The sequence below is a fragment of the Ralstonia sp. NFACC01 genome (assembly GCF_900115545.1).
Classification (GTDB): Bacteria; Pseudomonadota; Gammaproteobacteria; order Burkholderiales; family Burkholderiaceae; genus Ralstonia; species Ralstonia mojiangensis.
Genome location: NZ_FOWV01000003.1, coordinates 367,076 through 384,853, shown reverse-complemented (window position 1 = coordinate 384,853; position 17,778 = coordinate 367,076). Strand labels below are relative to the sequence as shown.

14 protein-coding genes and 1 tRNA gene are annotated in these 17,778 nt (G+C 64.2%); 11 read left to right on the top strand and 4 right to left on the bottom strand.

Annotation, left to right across the window (positions count from 1 at the left end; genetic code table 11):
• Positions 1-130: 130 nt before the first annotated feature.
• Positions 131-2,002 (bottom strand): DEAD/DEAH box helicase, encoded by a 1,872-nt coding sequence (locus BM136_RS09760; protein ID WP_092971646.1) that lies wholly within the window; start codon positions 2,000-2,002, stop codon positions 131-133.
• A gap of 498 nt (positions 2,003-2,500) precedes the next feature.
• On the opposite strand from BM136_RS09760, the gene BM136_RS09755 reads away from it, so the two are divergent.
• Positions 2,501-2,689 (top strand): hypothetical protein, encoded by a 189-nt coding sequence (locus BM136_RS09755; protein ID WP_012435166.1) that lies wholly within the window; start codon positions 2,501-2,503, stop codon positions 2,687-2,689.
• A 111-nt stretch (positions 2,690-2,800) separates the two neighbouring features.
• On the opposite strand, the gene BM136_RS09750 is transcribed toward BM136_RS09755, so the two are convergent.
• Positions 2,801-2,875 (bottom strand) — tRNA-Arg (locus BM136_RS09750).
• A gap of 311 nt (positions 2,876-3,186) precedes the next feature.
• Here BM136_RS09750 and BM136_RS09745 point away from each other — a divergent pair.
• Together BM136_RS09745 and BM136_RS09740 are read left to right on the top strand one after the other, a co-directional pair.
• The gene (locus BM136_RS09745; RefSeq protein WP_024976225.1) at positions 3,187-3,402 is read left to right on the top strand and encodes a hypothetical protein; all 216 of its coding nucleotides are present in this window, start codon (positions 3,187-3,189) and stop codon (positions 3,400-3,402) included.
• Between the two features lie 131 nt (positions 3,403-3,533).
• A complete protein-coding gene (locus tag BM136_RS09740) occupies positions 3,534-4,508 on the top strand; it encodes a Kdo hydroxylase KdoO (protein WP_092971645.1) in 975 nt (324 codons plus the stop codon).
• 60 nt (positions 4,509-4,568) lie between these two features.
• Here the strand turns inward: BM136_RS09740 and BM136_RS09735 are convergent, their stop codons facing one another.
• Positions 4,569-5,480: an amino acid ABC transporter substrate-binding protein gene (locus BM136_RS09735; protein ID WP_092971644.1), complete on the bottom strand. Its 912-nt coding sequence runs from the start codon at positions 5,478-5,480 to the stop codon at positions 4,569-4,571.
• Between the two features lie 463 nt (positions 5,481-5,943).
• The gene (locus BM136_RS09730; RefSeq protein WP_092971884.1) at positions 5,944-6,150 is read right to left on the bottom strand and encodes a hypothetical protein; all 207 of its coding nucleotides are present in this window, start codon (positions 6,148-6,150) and stop codon (positions 5,944-5,946) included.
• 173 nt (positions 6,151-6,323) lie between these two features.
• Between BM136_RS09730 and BM136_RS09725 the strand changes: the two genes are divergently transcribed.
• The 8 genes from BM136_RS09725 (at position 6,324) to BM136_RS09690 (ending at position 17,778) form a co-directional block, all read left to right on the top strand.
• A complete protein-coding gene (locus BM136_RS09725; protein ID WP_092971883.1) occupies positions 6,324-8,234 on the top strand; it encodes an ATP-binding cassette domain-containing protein in 1,911 nt (636 codons plus the stop codon).
• Between the two features lie 172 nt (positions 8,235-8,406).
• The gene (locus BM136_RS09720; protein WP_092971643.1) at positions 8,407-10,392 is read left to right on the top strand and encodes a DNA topoisomerase IV subunit B; all 1,986 of its coding nucleotides are present in this window, start codon (positions 8,407-8,409) and stop codon (positions 10,390-10,392) included.
• 16 nt (positions 10,393-10,408) lie between these two features.
• Entirely contained in the window at positions 10,409-11,299 is an 891-nt protein-coding gene (locus BM136_RS09715; protein WP_092971642.1) for a lytic transglycosylase domain-containing protein, read from the top strand.
• Between the two features lie 49 nt (positions 11,300-11,348).
• Complete coding sequence (parC, locus tag BM136_RS09710; RefSeq protein ID WP_092971641.1) at positions 11,349-13,691, top strand: DNA topoisomerase IV subunit A; 2,343 nt, start codon at positions 11,349-11,351, stop codon at positions 13,689-13,691.
• 4 nt (positions 13,692-13,695) lie between these two features.
• Entirely contained in the window at positions 13,696-14,268 is a 573-nt protein-coding gene (locus tag BM136_RS09705; protein ID WP_092971640.1) for a chromate transporter, read from the top strand.
• Positions 14,250-14,795 (top strand): chromate transporter, encoded by a 546-nt coding sequence (locus BM136_RS09700; RefSeq protein WP_175537110.1) that lies wholly within the window; start codon positions 14,250-14,252, stop codon positions 14,793-14,795. Before BM136_RS09705 ends, BM136_RS09700 begins: the two co-directional genes overlap by 19 nt.
• A 241-nt stretch (positions 14,796-15,036) precedes the next feature.
• Positions 15,037-16,419 (top strand): amino acid permease, encoded by a 1,383-nt coding sequence (locus BM136_RS09695; protein WP_092971638.1) that lies wholly within the window; start codon positions 15,037-15,039, stop codon positions 16,417-16,419.
• A gap of 39 nt (positions 16,420-16,458) precedes the next feature.
• Positions 16,459-17,778: an MFS transporter gene (locus tag BM136_RS09690; protein WP_092971637.1), complete on the top strand. Its 1,320-nt coding sequence runs from the start codon at positions 16,459-16,461 to the stop codon at positions 17,776-17,778.

Here is a 17,778-nt window from a genome sequence, read left to right as displayed (position 1 = left end):
ACCGGCAAGTCGAGTCGCGATTGACCGGCGTTGCCCAAGAAGCAAAAAACCCCACGCTGTTAGACGTGGGGTTTTTTGTTGGCTGTCTGCTAAGGCCATCCGGAAAAGATGACCCCTCATCGATCAACGATCAACGATCGAAATCGCGCGAACGGCCCTTGCTGCCATAGCTGTCGCGGTTGCCGTCGCGATTGCCGTAGCTGCGACGCTGCGCGCCGTTGCCACCGTCGCCGAAGCGGCTGCCGCCGTTGTTGTCGCCGAAGCGACGCGGGGCGGCGCCTTCACGGTTGCCATCACGATTGCCATAACCGCCACCGGTGCCGGTGCCGGCGCTGTTGCCGTAGCCACGGTTGCCGTCTTGCGGGCCTTGCGTACGCGCGGGGCGTTGTTGCCAGTCGCCACGGTTTTGCTGGCCTTGGCCATACGACGGACGCGGGGCGCGGTCGTCGCGGTTCCATTCGCGTTGGGCGCCTTGGTAGCCGCCGCCGTTGCCGTTGCGGTCGTCGCGGCGCGGAGCAAAGCCGTCGCGGTCGCCGCCGAAGCTGCGTTGGAAGCGGCCTTCGTTGTTGCCGCTATTGCCACCGTTGCCGCCTTGGCGTGCGCCGTAGCCTTCACGCTGGCCGCGATAACCGCCGCCGTTACCACCGTTTCCACGGTAGCCGCCACGGTCGCCGCCGGCACGCGGGCCACCAGTGCGGGGCTTGGCCGAGCGCTTCGGCTCCAGGCCCTCAACCACCGATGCGTCGATGCGGCGATCAACGAAGCGCTCGATACGGCGCCATTGGAACGTGTCGTTGTGGTTCACCAGATTAATGGCGATGCCGCTGCGGCCCGCGCGGCCCGTACGGCCGATGCGGTGCACATAATCTTCAGCTTGCTTGGGCAGGTCGAAGTTGACCACGTGCGTGATGTCCGGCACGTCGATGCCGCGGGCCGCCACGTCGGTGGCCACCAGCACGCGCAACTGGCCGCGGCGCAGCGCCGTCAGCGTACGGTTACGTGCGCCCTGATGCATGTCGCCGTGCAACGCGCCAGCGGAGAAACCGTGCTCGGTCAGGCGTTCGGCCAGCGAATCGGCATCACGCTTGGTCGCCGTGAAGACGATGGCTTGCTTGAGCGACGCATCGCGCAGCAGGTGATCCAGTAGCTGCTGCTTGTGCGACATGTCGTCGGTGAAGTGCAGGCGCTCTTCGATGTTGCTTTGGTCGATTTTCGCGGCGGCGATTTCGATACGCTGCGGCTCGCGCATCATGCGCTCGGCCAGTTGCTCGATGCGGCGGTCCATCGTTGCCGAGAACATCAGCATCTGGCGCGTGGCCGGCGTGGCGCCGACGATGGCTTCGATGTCATCCGAGAAGCCCATGTCCAGCATGCGGTCGGCTTCGTCAAAGACGAGCATGTCGAGTGCCGACAGGTCGATGCGGCCCGAGTCGATGTGGTCCAGCAGGCGGCCCGGCGTGGCGATGATGATGTCCGGCATGCGTGCCAGCATGTCGAGCTGCTTCGGGTAGGGCATGCCGCCCAAGATGCTCGCGCAGACGATGCGGCGCAGATGACGGCCGTATTGTGCGGTGGCGGTGGTTACTTGCAGGGCCAGTTCGCGCGTGGGCGTGAGCACCAGCAGCGACGGCTTGGCCGGTGCCGGGCGGGGGCGGCGGCCCTTCATGCGTTGCGGCGGGCCGTCCATGCGCGGACGCTGCGGCTCAGGCTGCTCGCTGATGCGCTGGATGGCCGGCAGAATGAACGCGGCGGTCTTGCCCGAACCGGTCTGGCTCGTGACCAGCAGGTCGCGGCCCGACAGGCAGGCCGGAATGGCTTGCGCCTGAACTGGCGTCGGCGTGGTGTAGTTCACTTCGCCCAGCGCACGGACGATGCGGTCGTCCAGGCCCAGTGCAGCAAAGGCGCTGGCACGGGTCGCGGTTTCGGCGATGAGGTTTTCGGTATTGGTGTTGCTGGTTTCAGCGTGCGCAATAGCGCCGCTGCCGTCTTGAGGCTGCGTCATGTCGAATAGGTAGTAAGGCTGCCGCGCCGCTACATCAACGGATGCAGACGACGGAAATGGGATACGGCGACCGGTTAATCACGGGCGTCGGCGCCAATCGGATAAGGCCGGTTCGACAGACGGGCTGCAGAACGGACAGGCGGGGGAGTGGGCCGGCCTCAAGCTGAACAGGTCAGCGAGGTGGGGCGGCGGTCCCTTCGGCGTGATGTGAATCCACGCGGGAGATCGGAGACGATGCCAAGCACAATGGCAATCGGCTGCGCATGCATGCAACGGACGGGGATTCTGGCGATGACACTGATTTTGATACCAGCCATCGACCCACCGCGGACCGAAAAATACGGCAGTAAGCAGCCAAGCCACGAACTATAGCACGTATTTTTGCAGTGCGCAAAAATACCGGCGCCACTGATGTATGTGCCCGCGCCGCCGCTTGCCCGATTGAACCTGCGGCCTATACTCAAAAGACCGGCCATGCTCACGGCCGGAAAGGGGCGGATGATGGAATTCCCGATGGCCTTCTCCAACCTGTACCTGTTGCTCGCCGTTTGCGTTGCGGGCGTGATTGGACTGGCGTCTGCGCCACTGGTGATTCGAGGCGCGCGAGTAGGGATTCGCGTGCTGTTGACGATCATCGGGGTGCTGATCGGGCTGCTCGTGCTTGAAGCGCTGCCGGTGCTGACCTAGATGGCCCGGGGCCATCCGCAGCCATAGGCCCGCCCGTATGTGGCGGGCCTCGTTGTTTCGTGCGGGCAAAAAACAAAAGCCAGGCGTGTTGCCTGGCTTCGTCGTATCTGCTGGTCCCGCCGACAGGAATCGAACCTGTATCTCACGCTTAGGAGGCGCGTGCACTATCCATTGTGCTACGGCGAGTGACCGACTCCCGGGTGACGCCAACGGCCGCCCGAGCGAGCCGCGATTCTACGCAATTTGCAGAGCCAAGACCAGAGAGCCGCCGAAGCACGGGGCCGCGTCGGCAGCGCCTACCGACGCCATATGAAACGATGATGACGCCCCGAGTTTTGTAGGTTGTTGCCCACAGTCCAGATGTTCCTGTGAGGGGGGCAAACGCTAAAGCGAACGAACGATCGGTCAAAGAATCAGATTTAAGTATTACGAACTTTCCACGGTTGTTCACGGAAGTTATGCTTCATCACCCATTTCCGAAACCCTAGGCGACCAACATGCTGACATCCGAAGAACGGGACGATCCGTGGACGGTGGAGCCGTCGCTGGAAAGTCTGCTTCCCAAGCATCGGCCCGGGACGATTGATCGACCGATCTATTTCCGTCACACCGATACCCCTGACGGCCACGTCATCAAGCAATTTCCTGACGGTTCACGCCAGCTCGTGCGCTTTGTCGGCCTCGAAGAGCAGGTCGTCAAACACTTTCTCTGAAATCCGTTTCCCGCCCCGGTAAGTCTTCGGCACATGTCGTAAGACATGATGTGTTGTGTTTCTTGACGATGCACTGAACTGGTGAGCGCTCTATCATTCGCAAATATTTTACGTAAGCGATTGATAAGTTCATGGGAAGTATGCAAGGGTTTGCGCCCGCCACGCCGCGGACGTACAACCATGATGCTGGTCAGCAAGTCGGCGCTGCGCCGACGGCTATCGACATGGTGGTGCCGTGGCCGGTGCGTGAATGGTCACCCGCGGTGACGTTCGATGAGGCGGCTGCCATGCGGTCCGCGTTGGAGCGCGGCAATGTGCTGCACTTTCCCGCGCTCGATTTCCCACTTGATGCTGGGGAGCAGCGCTTTCTTGACGCACGCTGGTCTGACGGCAAGACGAAGAACATCAACCTGCGGGCGAATGAATCCAGCGTGCGCGGCGCCGTCGGGCAGCCTGCTGACCTGCGCGATCTCGCTACCCTGATCCGGCGTTACGCCGATGCTGCCGAGCGCCTCGTGCTGAGGTTGTTTCCCAGCTATGCCCCGCACCTGAAGCGGGCCGGCACGTCGTTGCGGCCAGCCGAGATTGCCGGGCGGCCAGTCAGCTGGCGTAAGGACGACACACGCCTGCACGTCGACGCATTCCCGTCGAATCCGCTGCACGGCCAGCGCCTCTTGCGTGTGTTCCACAACGTCGATCCGGATGCCCCGCGCGTCTGGCGCATCGGCGAACCCTTTGCCGACTTCGCCCAGCGGTTTGTGCCGAAAACACGTGGGATGCTGCCGGGACAATCGTGGCTGATGCACAAGCTGCATGTCACCAAACGCCCGCGCTCCGAATACGACCACCGCATGCTGCAGCTGCACGATCTCGCGAAGGCGGATCTGGTCTATCAGCGCCGGGCACCGCAGCAGACGTTCGAATTCGCGCCGGGTGCGACGTGGGTGGTCTTCAGCGATCAGACGCTGCATGCGGCGATGCATGGCCGCGCGATGATGGAGCAGACTTTCTATCTTGACCCAGCGGCGATTGCCGATCGCACCCATTCGCCCGAAGCTGTCCTGTCGCGCATGCTCAACAAGCCGATGCTGCCGGTCCAGCGCTGACAGCGCTAAGCAAAACGCCGCCTGACTGCGCGGCGGCGTTGCCTGATTACACAGGTGCGTTCAGTCGGCGACCTTGTCGCTCGGATACTTGAACGAATCGCGCAGCAGGAAACTCATTGGAATATCCAGCTTCGCGCTGTGCGGCGGAATCGGTTGCTGGAACCACTTTTTGTAGAGCTTGTCGGCGTCGTAGTCGAGGATGATGTTGGTCATCGCGCGATCAACGAGGCGCTTGAACTCGGCGTCGTCCTTGCTGAGCATGATCGCGTAGGGCTCGACCGTCAGCATGTCGCCGACGACGGCGTAGTCGCTTGGCGTCTTGGTGTTGGCGCGGAAGCCATAGAGCAGCACGTCGTCCATCGCAAAGGCGTCCGCCTTGCCAGCTTCGACCATCGCAAACGATTCAGCGTGGTCCTTGGCTTCGAGGAACTTCATGTTCAGCACGCGCACGTCGTTCATCTTGCGCAGTTCCGCCACGCTGGTGGTGCCCTTGGTGGTGACGACGGTCTTGCCGCGCAGGTCATCCCATCTGTGGATGCCCGACGACGCTTTGACGATCATGCGGATGCCCGCGATGTAGTGCGGGATCGTGAAGGCCACTTTCTCGCGGCGTTCGCGGTTGTTGGTGGTCGAGCCGCATTCGAGGTCGGCCTTGCCCTCCATGATGGCCGGCATCCGCGTTGAAGGCGTGACCATCACATATTGCACTTTCAGATCGGGCCGCTTGAGGTCGCTGCGCAGCTTGTCGACCACGCGCAGGCAGAGGTCCATGGCGTAGCCGACGGGCTTTTTATCGGCGTCATAGAACGAGAAGGGTACGGAGCTTTCGCGGTAGGCGACGCGGACGGTGCCGGTATCACGGATGCGATCAAGCACCGGCGTGGAGGAGGCGAAGGCAACGCCCGGTATGAAACTGGACAGCGAAGCGTAGAGCAGCACTGCAGCCGGCAGTGCGCGCGTGAAGAACGGCATGGTTGTATCCCCCGGAAAGAATCGGCGGCCCACTTTATCGTTATGCCCGGCTCGTGACCGGAGGGCCTGCCGCATGATACGGCCCGGCGCTGCAACCTGCTGGCCTGCGCTTTTCTGGTGTTGTAAGCAGGCTGCAAGGGCGGATGTCGCCTTCTAAAAGTCGATTCGCGACGATGGCCTTGCAGTGGTGCACTGCGCACATGCGGCGTGCGCGACGCACCACTACAACTGTCGAGCCGGTGCAGTGCACTTACCTGCGGTGCAGGCTTGACGGGGCATGCGTTGCTGCGGTGCGAAGCCGCACGGGGCATAGCGTTAGGCGTTTTTCCCTACCGGGTTTGTCCCGACTGCCGGAGATGGACGAGGGGCGCTATGCTCCGGCCATGTCTTGTTCGCAAGGCATCGAGGAGAGACTCTTCCGGCCCGCCGAAAGCGGGCCGTTTTTCTTGGGTGGGCCCGCCTTCTAGCTCTGGTTGGGCAGCACGTTGCCGGGCTGGGACGCCTGCCGCGGCCAGTTCGAGAACGCGAAAATCCACAGCGCCACCAGGTTCACCACCGGTACCAGCACAAGCAGCGTCCACCAAGGTGAGAAGCCGGTCCGCAGCAAGATCTGCCGCACTGGAATGCCTGCCACGATCAAGATGATCAACAGCCCGAATAGTCCGCGCATCGTCATTCCCCTTCCGTAACGGTATGAATGGCGCGGCCGGAAAAAGCGAGTCCGGCGGCACAAGCGTTATAGCACCGGCATCTGTAAGCGCAATGCCGCCGATAGACGAGGCGCGGGGCGACTACAATACGCGCCTTCCGGCCGCATACGGCCTGCATCCTTTTCACTCCAGCATGGCCCTGTTTTCCATTACCGATGCGCAACTGGCGTTCGGCCACGTGGCGTTGCTCGACCACACCGATTTCTCGCTGGAGGCCGGCGAGCGCGTAGGCCTGATCGGCCGCAACGGCACCGGCAAGTCGTCACTGCTCAAGATCGTGGCGGGTACGACCTCGCCGGATGACGGCCTGATCGCCCGCCAGAGCGGTGTGACCTCGGCCTATGTCCCGCAAGAGCCCGAATTCGACCCGGAGCAGACCGTGGCCGAAGCCGTGGCGATGGGGGTGCCGCATGCCGCCGGCCTGCTGGCTGAATACGAGGCGCTGATCGCCTCCATGGGCGATGCACAAGATGATGAGGCGATGCATAAGTTGCACGCCCTGCAAGCCCAGCTCGACGCCGCTGATGCTTGGCAATTGCACACCCGCGTGGAAACCACCATTGCGCAGCTTGGTTTGCAACCGGGCTCGCGCATCGGTTCGCTGTCGGGCGGCCTGACCAAGCGCGTGGCGCTTGCGCAGGCGCTGGTGGGCGCGCCCGACATCCTGCTGCTGGACGAGCCGACCAACCACCTCGACTACGACTCCATCCGCTGGCTCGAAGATTTGCTGCTGGCCTTCCGCGGCAGCGTGCTGTTCATCACCCACGATCGCGCGTTTCTCGACCGCGTCGCCACGCGCATCATCGAACTCGATCGCGGCAAGCTGCGTTCCTACCCCGGCAACTTTACGGCGTATCAGACGCGCAAGGCGCAGGAATTGGAAGCCGAAGCCTTGGAGAACGCCCGCTTCGACAAGCTGCTCGCGCAGGAAGAAGTGTGGATCCGCAAGGGCGTGGAAGCGCGCCGCACACGCAGCGTCGGCCGCGTGGCGCGGCTGGAACAGATGCGTGGAGAGCGCCAGGCGCGCCGGGAGGTGCAGGGCAACGTCAAGCTGGAGGTCTCGCAGGGCGATCGCTCGGGCAAGATCGTTGCCGAACTGATCGACGTGACCAAGCGCTATGGCGACAAGACCGTCGTCGACAACTTCACCGCCACAATCATGCGCGGCGACAAGGTTGGGATTCTCGGCGCCAACGGGGTCGGCAAGACCACGCTACTGAAGTTGATTCTCGGCGAACTGGCACCCGATTCGGGCACGGTGCGCAACGGCACCAACCTGCAGGTCGCCTATTTCGACCAGATGCGCGCCCAGTTGGACCTGAATCGGTCGCTCGCCGACACCATCAGCCCGGGCAGCGACTGGATCGAAGTCAACGGTCAGCGCAAGCACGTGATGAGCTATCTGGGCGATTTCCTCTTCCCGCCCGAGCGTGCACGCTCGCCGGTGGCCTCGCTGTCGGGCGGCGAGCGCAACCGGCTGCTGCTGGCGCGCCTGTTTGCCCGTCCGGCCAACGTGCTGGTGCTCGACGAGCCGACCAACGATCTGGACATCGACACGCTTGAACTGCTGGAAGAGCTGCTGCAGGAGTACAGCGGCACCGTATTTCTGGTTTCGCACGATCGGGCGTTCGTCGACAACGTCGTCACCTCGGTGATTGCGGCAGAGGGCGAGGGCCGTTGGCGCGAATACGTGGGCGGGTTTTCAGATTGGCAGACGCAATCAGCGCGCTCGGCGCAGATGGCGCAAGCCGTCAAGCCCGTCGCTGAAGAGAAGAAGCCCGAGGTGGCCAAGTCGCGCGAGCGTGCCACGGTCAAGCTCAGCTACAAGGAGCAGCGCGAACTCGACGCGTTGCCCGCCACCATCGAGGCGCTGGAGGCGGAGCAGAAGCAGGTTGGCGGCGAACTGGAGGACGGCACGATCTACGGCCGCGACCCCGAGCGCGCGCAAAAGCTGGCCGAGCGCCACGAAGCCATCGAATTGGAACTGCTGGAGGCGCTGGAGCGCTGGGAAGCCCTCGAGGCCAAGCGCGCCGGCACGGTGTGATGCCGCAGTAACTACGCAATATGTCAGCGGGATGTCGACCGGATGTGGGTTTCGGGTCGCATTCCAACGCTGACGATCCCTCCGCATTGTTGAGGACGGCTTCCTTTACAATGCGCGCTGCATTCCCGGTGCTTGGGGACAGACCCAAGCCTGGTCAGTTTTTCCGCCTTCCATGAGCAAAACCTCCCAATACAGCGAATCGTCGATCAAGGTCCTCAAGGGCCTGGAACCGGTCAAGCAACGGCCGGGCATGTACACGCGTACCGACAATCCTCTGCACATCGTGCAGGAAGTCATCGACAACTCCGCTGACGAGGCGTTGGGCGGCTACGGCAAGTTGATTGCCGTGACGCTGCACAAGGACGGCAGCGTGAGTGTGGAAGATGACGCGCGCGGCATTCCCGTCGGCATTCACCCCGAAGAGGGCGTGCCGGTGGTCGAGATCGTCTACACGCGTCTGCATGCCGGCGGCAAGTTCGACAAGGGCCGCGGCGGCGCATACGCGTTCTCCGGCGGCTTGCACGGCGTGGGCGTGTCGGTCACGAACGCGCTGTCGACGCGGCTGGAAGTAACGGTCTGGCGTGACGGCAACGTGTCGACGCTCGCGTTCTCCGGCGGCGACGTGATCGAGCCGCTGACCACCCGCAAGGCCGAGCGCGGCGAGAAGAAGAGCGGCACGCGCGTGCGTGCGTGGCCCGACGCCAAGTATTTCGATTCCGAGAACATCCCTCAGGCCGAGCTGCAGCGCTTGCTGCGCAGCAAGGCGGTGCTGCTGCCGGGCGTGAAGGTCACCCTCACGCTGGAAAAAACCGGCGAGACGCTCGAATGGCAATACGACCAGGGCCTGCGCGGCTATCTGATCGAATCGCTTGCGCAGGGCAGCGGTGCCGAGCCGGTGATCCCGCTGTTCGAAGGTGAGCACTTTGCCGATCCCGACAAGCCGGGCGAAGAAGGCTTTGCCTTCGGTGAAGGCGCATCGTGGGTGGTGGCCTGGACGGAAGAGGGCTCGCCGGTGCGCGAGTCGTACGTCAACCTGATCCCCACGCCCGCCGGCGGCACCCACGAATCGGGTTTGCGCGAAGGTCTCTTTCAGGCGGTGAAGAGCTTTGTCGAGATGCACGCGCTGCTGCCCAAGGGCGTCAAGCTGATGTCCGAAGACGTGTTTGCGCGTGCCTCGTTCGTGCTGTCAGCCAAGGTGCTCGACCCGCAGTTCCAGGGGCAGATCAAGGAACGCCTGAACAGCCGCGATGCAGTGCGGCTCGTGTCGACCTTCAGCCGCCCGGCGCTGGAGTTGTGGCTGAACCAGCACGTTGAGCACGGCAAGAAGCTGGCCGAACTTGTCATCAAGCAGGCGCAGGCGCGTACACGTGCTTCGCAGAAGGTCGAGAAGAAGAAGGGCTCCGGCGTGGCCGTGCTGCCTGGCAAGCTGACCGATTGCGAGTCCGACGACGTGACCCGCAACGAACTCTTCCTGGTGGAAGGTGACTCCGCCGGTGGCTCGGCCAAGATGGGCCGCGACAAGGAATTCCAGGCCATCCTGCCGCTGCGCGGCAAGGTGCTCAATACGTGGGAAACCGAGCGCGACCGCCTGTTCGCCAACAACGAAGTGCACGACATTGCAGTCGCCATCGGCGTGGATCCGCACGGGCCGAACGATGCGGTCGACCTGTCGGGCCTGCGCTACGGCAAGATCTGCATCCTGTCCGATGCTGACGTGGACGGCGCGCACATCCAGGTGCTGTTGCTCACGTTGTTCTTCAAGCACTTCCCGCAACTGATCGATCGCGGGAACGTATGCGTGGCCCGGCCGCCGCTGTATCGTGTCGATGCCCCCGCGCGCGGCAAGAAGCCCGCGCAGAAGCTCTACGCGCTGGACGACGGCGAGCTGGAAGCCATTGAAGACAAGCTGCGCAAGGACGGCGTGAAGGAAGGCGCCTGGCAGATTTCCCGCTTTAAGGGCCTGGGCGAAATGAGCGCCGAGCAGCTCTGGGAAACCACCATGAACCCCGACACGCGCCGTCTGCTGCCCGTGGCGCTCGGCGAACTGGGCCAAGACCAGACCATCAACATGATGAACATGCTGATGGGCAAGGGCGAAGCCGGCGCGCGCCGCACGTGGCTGGAAGCGCGCGGCAACGAAGTCGAAGCCGATATTTGATCGCTGACCGACAACGATGAAGCTGTTTGCACGTTTCGCATTCGCATTGACGGCGCTGGCCCTGTTGGCCAGCCAGCCGGTGCGCGCGGACGTCTACGGCTACATTGATGAAAACGGTCTCGCGCACTTCGCCGCCGAACGGCTGGACGATCGCTACGTGCTGTTCATGAAGGGCGCGGCGGTGGCGAGCAAGGGTGACGACAAGGCCAAGGACGACAGCGCCATCGCCCTGCAGGCAACCGAGCTGCCCGATGCCGATGCGTACCTCAACGCCAGCAAGCGCGATGCTCTCGACAACGCCGCCGGCATGCGCCAGCGCCTGGTGCGCGCGGTGCTGCAGCATCCGAACGTGCCGACGGTGGAGCCGCTGATCCGCCAGGCCGCCAGCAAGCACGGTATCGACCCCGCGCTGGTGAAGGCCGTGATTGCCGCTGAATCGGGTTTCAACCCGCAGGCCGTGTCGCCCAAAGGTGCAATCGGGCTGATGCAGGTGATTCCGGACACCGGCGCGCGTTACGGCGTGACTGGCGACGCCCGCCGCACGGCTGCACAGAAGCTGGCCGACCCGAAAACGAACATCACCACCGGCGTGCGTTACCTGAGCGATCTGCTGCGCATGTTCTCAGGCAACCTTGAGCTTGTGCTGGCCGCCTACAACGCGGGCGAAGGCGCGGTGCAGAAGCACGGCAACGACATTCCGCCCTACGCCGAGACACAGAACTACGTGAAGACGGTGCTGCAGTTCTATCGTTACTACAACCCCGTTGCCGCCGTGCCTGGGTTGATGAACGTGAGCGCCAACGGCGTCATCGCCACGCGTAAGCCCGGTCGCACGGGCCGGCCCGCACGCATCGAACTCGTATTGGACCCGGCCACCGGCGTGGCCACGAACCTACCCCAACATTGATCCCGGCGGCGCCGCCAAGTTGAAGCGCGCCGCTTTCGCTTGAGCCTCCATGGAACAACAAGACATCCTCTTCGACCCCAGCGAGCCGGCCGAAGCGCTCACGCTTGGCGCCTATGCCGAGCGCGCCTATCTCGACTACGCCATCAGCGTGGTCAAGGGCCGCGCGCTGCCCGAGGTGGCCGATGGCCAGAAGCCGGTGCAGCGCCGCATCCTGTTTGCGATGCACGAGATGGGCCTGCGCTCCGATGCCAAGCCGGTCAAATCGGCGCGCGTGGTGGGCGACGTGCTGGGTAAATACCACCCGCACGGCGATCAATCCGCCTACGACGCGCTGGTGCGCCTGGCGCAGGATTTCTCGCTGCGCTACCCGCTGATCGACGGGCAGGGCAACTTCGGCTCGCGCGATGGTGACGGTGCGGCGGCGATGCGCTACACCGAAGCGCGTCTCACGCCCATCTCGCGTCTGCTGCTCGAAGAGCTGGACCAGGGCACGGTCGACTTCATCCCGAACTACGACGGTTCGATGGATGAACCGAAGCTGCTGCCGGCGCGCTTGCCGTTCGTGCTGCTTAACGGCGCATCGGGCATTGCGGTGGGGATGGCCACGGAGATCCCGTCGCACAACCTGCGCGAAGTGGCGAACGCCACCGTGGCGCTCATCCGCGACGACAAGCTCACCAGCACCGACCTGATGCAGTACATGCCGGGTCCGGACTTCCCGGGCGGCGGCCAAATCATCTCGTCCGCAGCCGACATTGCGCAGGTATATGAGAGCGGTCGCGGCAGCCTGAAGGTGCGTGCGCGCTGGAAGATCGAAGAACTCGCGCGCGGCCAGTGGCAACTCGTGGTGAACGAATTGCCGCCCAACACCTCGTCGCAGAAGGTGCTGGAAGAGATTGAAGAGCTGACGAATCCGAAGGTGCGCACGGGCAAGAAGTCGCTGTCGCCGGATCAGCTCACCATGAAGCAGACCATGCTGGGTCTGCTCGACGCGGTGCGCGATGAGTCGGGCAAGGACGCGCCGGTGCGCCTCGTGTTCGAGCCCAAGAGCAAGAACATCGACCAGCAGGAATTTGCCAACACGCTGCTGGCACACACGTCGCTGGAGTCGGGCGCGGCCATCAACCTCGTGATGATCGGCACGGATGGCCGCCCGCGCCAGAAGGGGCTGGCGGAGATCCTGCGCGAATGGATCGCCTACCGCTTTGCCACGGTCACGCGCCGCACGCGCCATCGTCTGGGCAAGGTGGAAGACCGCATCCACATCCTCGAGGGGCGGCAGCTGGTGCTGCTGCGCATTGAGGATGTGATCCGCATCATCCGCGAGAGCGAAGACCCCAAGGCCGCGCTGATCCAGGTTTTCAACCTCAGCGACCGTCAGGCCGAAGACATCCTGGAAATCCGCCTGCGCCAGTTGGCTCGCCTGGAAGCCATCAAGATCGAGCAGGAATTGAAGAACCTGCGCGAAGAACAGGGCGAGCTGGACGTGCTGCTGAAGTCCGAGACCATGATGCGCCGTCGCATCATCAAGGAGATCGAGACCGACGCGAAGCAATACGGCGACGACCGCCGCACCTTCATCCAGGAAGAGCGCCGCGCTGCTGCCGAAGTGAAGGTCGTCGACGAACCAGTCACGGTGATCGTCTCGCAGAAGGGCTGGGTGCGCACGCGCCAGGGCCATGGCCACGACGCCACGCAATTCACCTTCAAGGCGGGCGACACGCTGTACGACACGTTTGAATGCCGCACCACCGACGCGCTGCTGATCTTCGGTACGCGCGACGACAAGGGCACGGGTCGTGTCTATTCCGTGGCCGTGGCGAATCTGCCGGGTGGCCGTGGCGACGGCGTGCCGCTGACGACGCTGATCGAACTCGCGCCGGGTACGCATATCGCCCACACGTTCGCGGGGCATGCTGAACAGAGCCTGGTGATCTCCACGCGTGGCGGCAACGGCTTCCTTGCCAAGGTGGGCGACATGGTCGGCCGCCAGAAGGCCGGCAAGGCGTTCCTGACGCTGGACGAGGGCGACCAGCCCAATAAACCGGCGCCGGTGCCGGCTGACGCTTATGGCGTGGCGTGCCTGTCGGAAGGCGGCCGCATGCTGCTGTTCCAGATCAGCGAGTTGAAGACGCTCGCCAGCGGTGGCCGGGGCGTGATCCTGATGGAGCTGGAGAAGAACGAAACGCTGCTTCAGGCTGTGGCCTTTGGTGCAGCGGGCTTTGTGCTCTCGGGCACCGGCCCGCGCGGCGGCAAGGCAGTCGAGCAGACCCTGACGACGCGCGCCCAAGAGCCGTACGCCGGCAAGCGCGCACGCAAAGGCAAGACGCTGGAGCCCAAGCTGCGCGATCCGAAGCTCTCGTTGCCCAAGCCCGTGCCGGACGCCGCCTGAGCCCATGAGCGATCCGACCGCCGCGCCTGAAGCCAACACCGCAGCAAACATGCCGTCCTGCAGCAAGCTCTTCACCGAGTTTGCGCGGATGGGCCTGTCGGGCTTCGGCGGCGTGCTGCCCTTTGCGCGCGCCGGCATTGTCGATCGCAACCGCTGGCTCTCCAACACCGAGTTCGCCGAGCTGCTGAGCCTGGGTCAGGTGTTGCCCGGCCCGAACATCGTCAACCTCTCGGTCATGCTGGGCTACCGCTATCACGGCGTGCGCGGCGCCGCGGCCGCCATGGGTGGCCTGGTGCTGGTGCCCGCGGTGCTGTTGCTGCTGATCGTCATGCTGTACGACCATTACAGCGCGCTGTCGGTGGTGCAGAACCTGCTCAAAGGCATGGCGGCCGTGGCTGCGGGGCTCGTGCTCTCCACGGCGGTCAAGCTGGCGCAGGGGCAGTCGCGCACGTGGCGTGCGGTCGGCATCGGCCTGGCGGTTTTCCTGACCATTGGCGTTCTGCAATGGCCGTTACTGCCGGTCATGCTGGTACTGATTCCGCTCGCACTCGTGCTCGAATGGTGGGCGATGCGATGAGCTACCTCACCACCGTCTTCGATCTGTTCTGGCATTTTCTGGTGCTGTCGTTTCTCGCTATCGGCGGGGCCAGTTCGACGCTGCCCGACATGCACCGTTTCCTGGTCGACACGCGGCATTACATGACAAGCGAGCAATTGAGCGCCATGTATGCCATCTCGCAGGCGGCCCCGGGCCCCAATGTGCTGTTCGTAGAGTTGTTCGGCTGGCAGGCGGCGGGTCTGGGTGGGGCGATTGCCTCGCTGGTCGGCATCTGCGGGCCGTCGTGCGTGATTGCTGCCGTCATCGCGCGCGTCATGGATCGCAAGCCCGACGCGCGCTGGATCGCGCTGGTCCGCCGTGGCCTCGCACCGCTGACGATCGGCCTGCTGTTCTCCACCGGCTGGGTGCTGGCGCGCGGGGCAGACAGCAGCTTCAGCACCATCGCGCTGACCGTGGCGACGGTCGTGGCGTGCTCCTTCACCCGCGTCCACCCCCTGGTGCTGGTGGGGCTGGGGGCATTGGTCGGCGGCATGGGCTGGGTGTAGCGCCCGCGCCGCACGGCCAGCGAAATCCAAGGCGGACGCATGTCCGCCTTTTTTCTTGGCCCGCTCGCCACCGAGATGGGCGCACAGCCCTCGGGAATACCCCAATGCCGTTCATAATGTATATACAACAACATATCGATCAAAGCGATGTTGTCTGTATGTGAATTCGAGTCCGCTCGGCCCACCGGTCGAGCCGCGACCCGCCCTGCAGGCGACCTCGCCGACATAAAGAGGAGACAGTTTGGAACACCTTCAACGCAACCTGCGCGCGCGACATATCCGCTTTCTCGCGCTCGGTTCGGCCATCGGCACGGGCCTTTTCTACGGGTCCGCTTCGGCCATCCAGTTGGCCGGGCCGGCCGTGATCCTTGCGTACATCATCGGCGGCGCGGCCGTCTATATGGTCATGCGCGCGCTTGGTGAGATGGCGGTGCGCCAGCCGGTCTCCGGTTCGTTCGGGCGCTATGCGCGCGACAACCTCGGTCCGCTCGCCGGCTTTCTGACCGGCTGGACGTACATCCTCGAAATGGTGATCGTCTGCCTGGCTGACGTCACGGCCTTCGGCATCTACATGGGCTTCTGGTTTCCCGAGGTGCCGCACTGGGTCTGGGTGCTTGGCATCGTCATGCTCATCTGCGGCCTGAACCTGTGCAACGTCAAGGTGTTCGGCGAGATGGAATTCTGGCTCGCGCTCATCAAGATCGTGGCGATCGGCGCCATGATCGTTGGCGGCACCGTCATCCTGTTCCTCGGCGTGAAGATGAACGGCGAGCACGCGTCGGGCTTGAGCAATCTCTGGTCGCACGGCGGTTTCCTGCCGCACGGCGTGGGCGGCCTCATTGCGTCGTTTGCCGTGGTGATGTTTGCGTACGGCGGCGTCGAGATCATCGGCATTACCGGCGGTGAAGCGCAGAACCCCGACAAGGTCATCCCGAAGGCCATCAATGCTGTGCCGGCGCGCATCCTGCTGTTCTACGTGCTGACCATGTGTGTGCTGATGGCGATCTTCCCGTGGACGGGCATTGACGGCCAGGGCAGCCCGTTCGTGCAGATCTTCTCGGGGCTGGGCATCCAGTCTGCGGCGGCGATCCTGAACCTCATCGTCATCTCGGCAGCCATCTCGGCCATCAACAGCAACATCTTCGGCGCGGGCCGGATGATGTACGGCATGGCCGAGCAGGGCCAGGCGCCGCGCATCTTTGCGGCAACCTCGCGCCATGGCGTGCCCTGGGTGACGGTGTTGTTCATGGCCGGTGCGCTGCTGGGCGGCGTGGTGCTGAACTACCTGATCCCCGAAAACGTCTTCGTGATCATCGCGTCGATCGCCACGTTCGCGACCGTCTGGGTCTGGCTGATGATCCTGCTCTCGCAGGTGGCCATGCGCCGGCGTCTGTCGGCCGAAGAAGTGCGTGCGCTCAAGTTCAAGGTGCCGCTGTGGCCCGTCGGGCCGGCTCTCGCCATCGCGTTCATGCTGTTCGTGATCGGCGTGCTGGGCTATATGGAAGACACCCGCGTAGCGCTGTACGTTGGCGCAGGCTGGGTGCTGCTCATGTCGGCCGCGTGGTATCTGCGCGTGAAGCCCAACGCAGCAGCCGTTCTGGCTGAAGAGGCAAGCGGGGTGTGAGCCCGGCCTGCCCGCAAAGACAAGTTTCGGAGACACCCCATGTCGAACCACACCTCTGCGCCGTCCTACGCCGGCCGCGCCGACGCGCAGGCGACCGGCCACGCGCAACCGCTGTCACGCACGCGCGCCATTGCCGCCATCACCATCGGCAACGGCCTGGAGTTCTATGACTTCGTGGTCTACAGCTTCTTCGCCACGTTGATCGGCCGGCTGTACTTTCCGGTCGGCAACGCAACCGGCCAGTTGCTGATGTCGTTCGCCACGTTTGGCGTCGGCTTCCTGATGCGGCCGCTCGGCGGTCTGCTGATCGGCATGTACGCCGACCGCGCAGGCCGCAAGCCCGCCGTGGCGCTCACGTTGTGGCTGATGGGCCTGTCGTCGCTGATCTTCGTTGTGACGCCGACCTACGCCCAGATCGGCATCCTCGCGCCCATGCTCGTCGTGCTTGCGCGACTCGTGCAGGGTTTTGCCATCGGCGGTGAGATGGGGGCTTCGACTGCGCTGCTGCTGGAATACGCCGACGACCGCTCGCGCGGTTTCTATACGAGCTGGCAGCCGTTCAGCCAGGGGCTGGCGGCGCTATTCGGCGCGCTGGTCGGCTTGCTGCTGAGCAACCTGCTGGCGCCCGCGGCGCTGGAGTCGTGGGGTTGGCGGCTCGCGTTCGTGATCGGCATTCTCGTGATCCCCGTCGGCCTGATCATCCGTCGCCGTCTGGAGGAAACCGCCGCCCCGTCCAGCACGCGCGAAGCCGACGCCACGCTGCCGCTGTTGCGCGAACACGGCTGCACGCTGGTAGCCAGCATTCTGCTAATGATCGGCGTGGCCTCGTCCACGTACATCATCGTCTACTACCTCAGCAACTACGCTGTGAGCGTGCTGCACATGCCGCTGTCGCTCGGCATCTGGGCGGCGTGCATTGCGGCGCTGGTGCAAGTGGTGCTGTCGCCGTTCGCCGGCCGGCTGGCCGACCGCGTCGGGCGTCGCAAGGTGGTGCTGTGGTCGCGCGTTGCGCTGCTGGCGATGATCTATCCGGCCTTCGCGCTCATCAACGCAGAGCCTTCGCTTGCCCGGTTGCTGATCGTGGTCGGCTGCCTGTCGGTGCCGATGTCGATGACCTCGCCGGCCTCGATGGTGCTCGTCAGCGAGGTGCTGCCGCAGCGGCTGCGCGCCACGGGGCTGTCGATTGCCTACTGCGTTGCCATTGCCATCTTCGGTGGCTTTGCGCAGTTCTTCTCGACCGAGCTGATCCAACTCACGGGCAATGCAAACGCGCCGGCCTTCTACGTGATCGGCTGCGGGCTGGTTTCGCTGATCGGTCTGGCGATGGTGCCCGAGACGCTCGGCCGCCGCCTCTCGTAA

Excerpts from the sequence above, each read along its gene's own strand:
- BM136_RS09730 (WP_092971884.1), bottom strand. The coding sequence starts at position 6,150 with ATGCGCGGACTATTCGGGCTGTTGATCATCTTGATCGTGGCAGGCATT.
- BM136_RS09725 (WP_092971883.1), top strand. The coding sequence starts at position 6,324 with ATGGCCCTGTTTTCCATTACCGATGCGCAACTGGCGTTCGGCCACGTG.
- BM136_RS09745 (WP_024976225.1), top strand. The coding sequence starts at position 3,187 with ATGCTGACATCCGAAGAACGGGACGATCCGTGGACGGTGGAGCCGTCG.
- parC (WP_092971641.1), top strand. The coding sequence starts at position 11,349 with ATGGAACAACAAGACATCCTCTTCGACCCCAGCGAGCCGGCCGAAGCG.
- BM136_RS09705 (WP_092971640.1), top strand. The coding sequence starts at position 13,696 with ATGAGCGATCCGACCGCCGCGCCTGAAGCCAACACCGCAGCAAACATG.
- BM136_RS09720 (WP_092971643.1), top strand. The coding sequence starts at position 8,407 with ATGAGCAAAACCTCCCAATACAGCGAATCGTCGATCAAGGTCCTCAAG.
- BM136_RS09735 (WP_092971644.1), bottom strand. The coding sequence starts at position 5,480 with ATGCCGTTCTTCACGCGCGCACTGCCGGCTGCAGTGCTGCTCTACGCT.
- BM136_RS09690 (WP_092971637.1), top strand. The coding sequence starts at position 16,459 with ATGTCGAACCACACCTCTGCGCCGTCCTACGCCGGCCGCGCCGACGCG.
- BM136_RS09700 (WP_175537110.1), top strand. The coding sequence starts at position 14,250 with ATGGTGGGCGATGCGATGAGCTACCTCACCACCGTCTTCGATCTGTTC.
- BM136_RS09740 (WP_092971645.1), top strand. The coding sequence starts at position 3,534 with ATGGGAAGTATGCAAGGGTTTGCGCCCGCCACGCCGCGGACGTACAAC.
- BM136_RS09760 (WP_092971646.1), bottom strand. The coding sequence starts at position 2,002 with ATGACGCAGCCTCAAGACGGCAGCGGCGCTATTGCGCACGCTGAAACC.
- BM136_RS09715 (WP_092971642.1), top strand. The coding sequence starts at position 10,409 with ATGAAGCTGTTTGCACGTTTCGCATTCGCATTGACGGCGCTGGCCCTG.
- BM136_RS09755 (WP_012435166.1), top strand. The coding sequence starts at position 2,501 with ATGATGGAATTCCCGATGGCCTTCTCCAACCTGTACCTGTTGCTCGCC.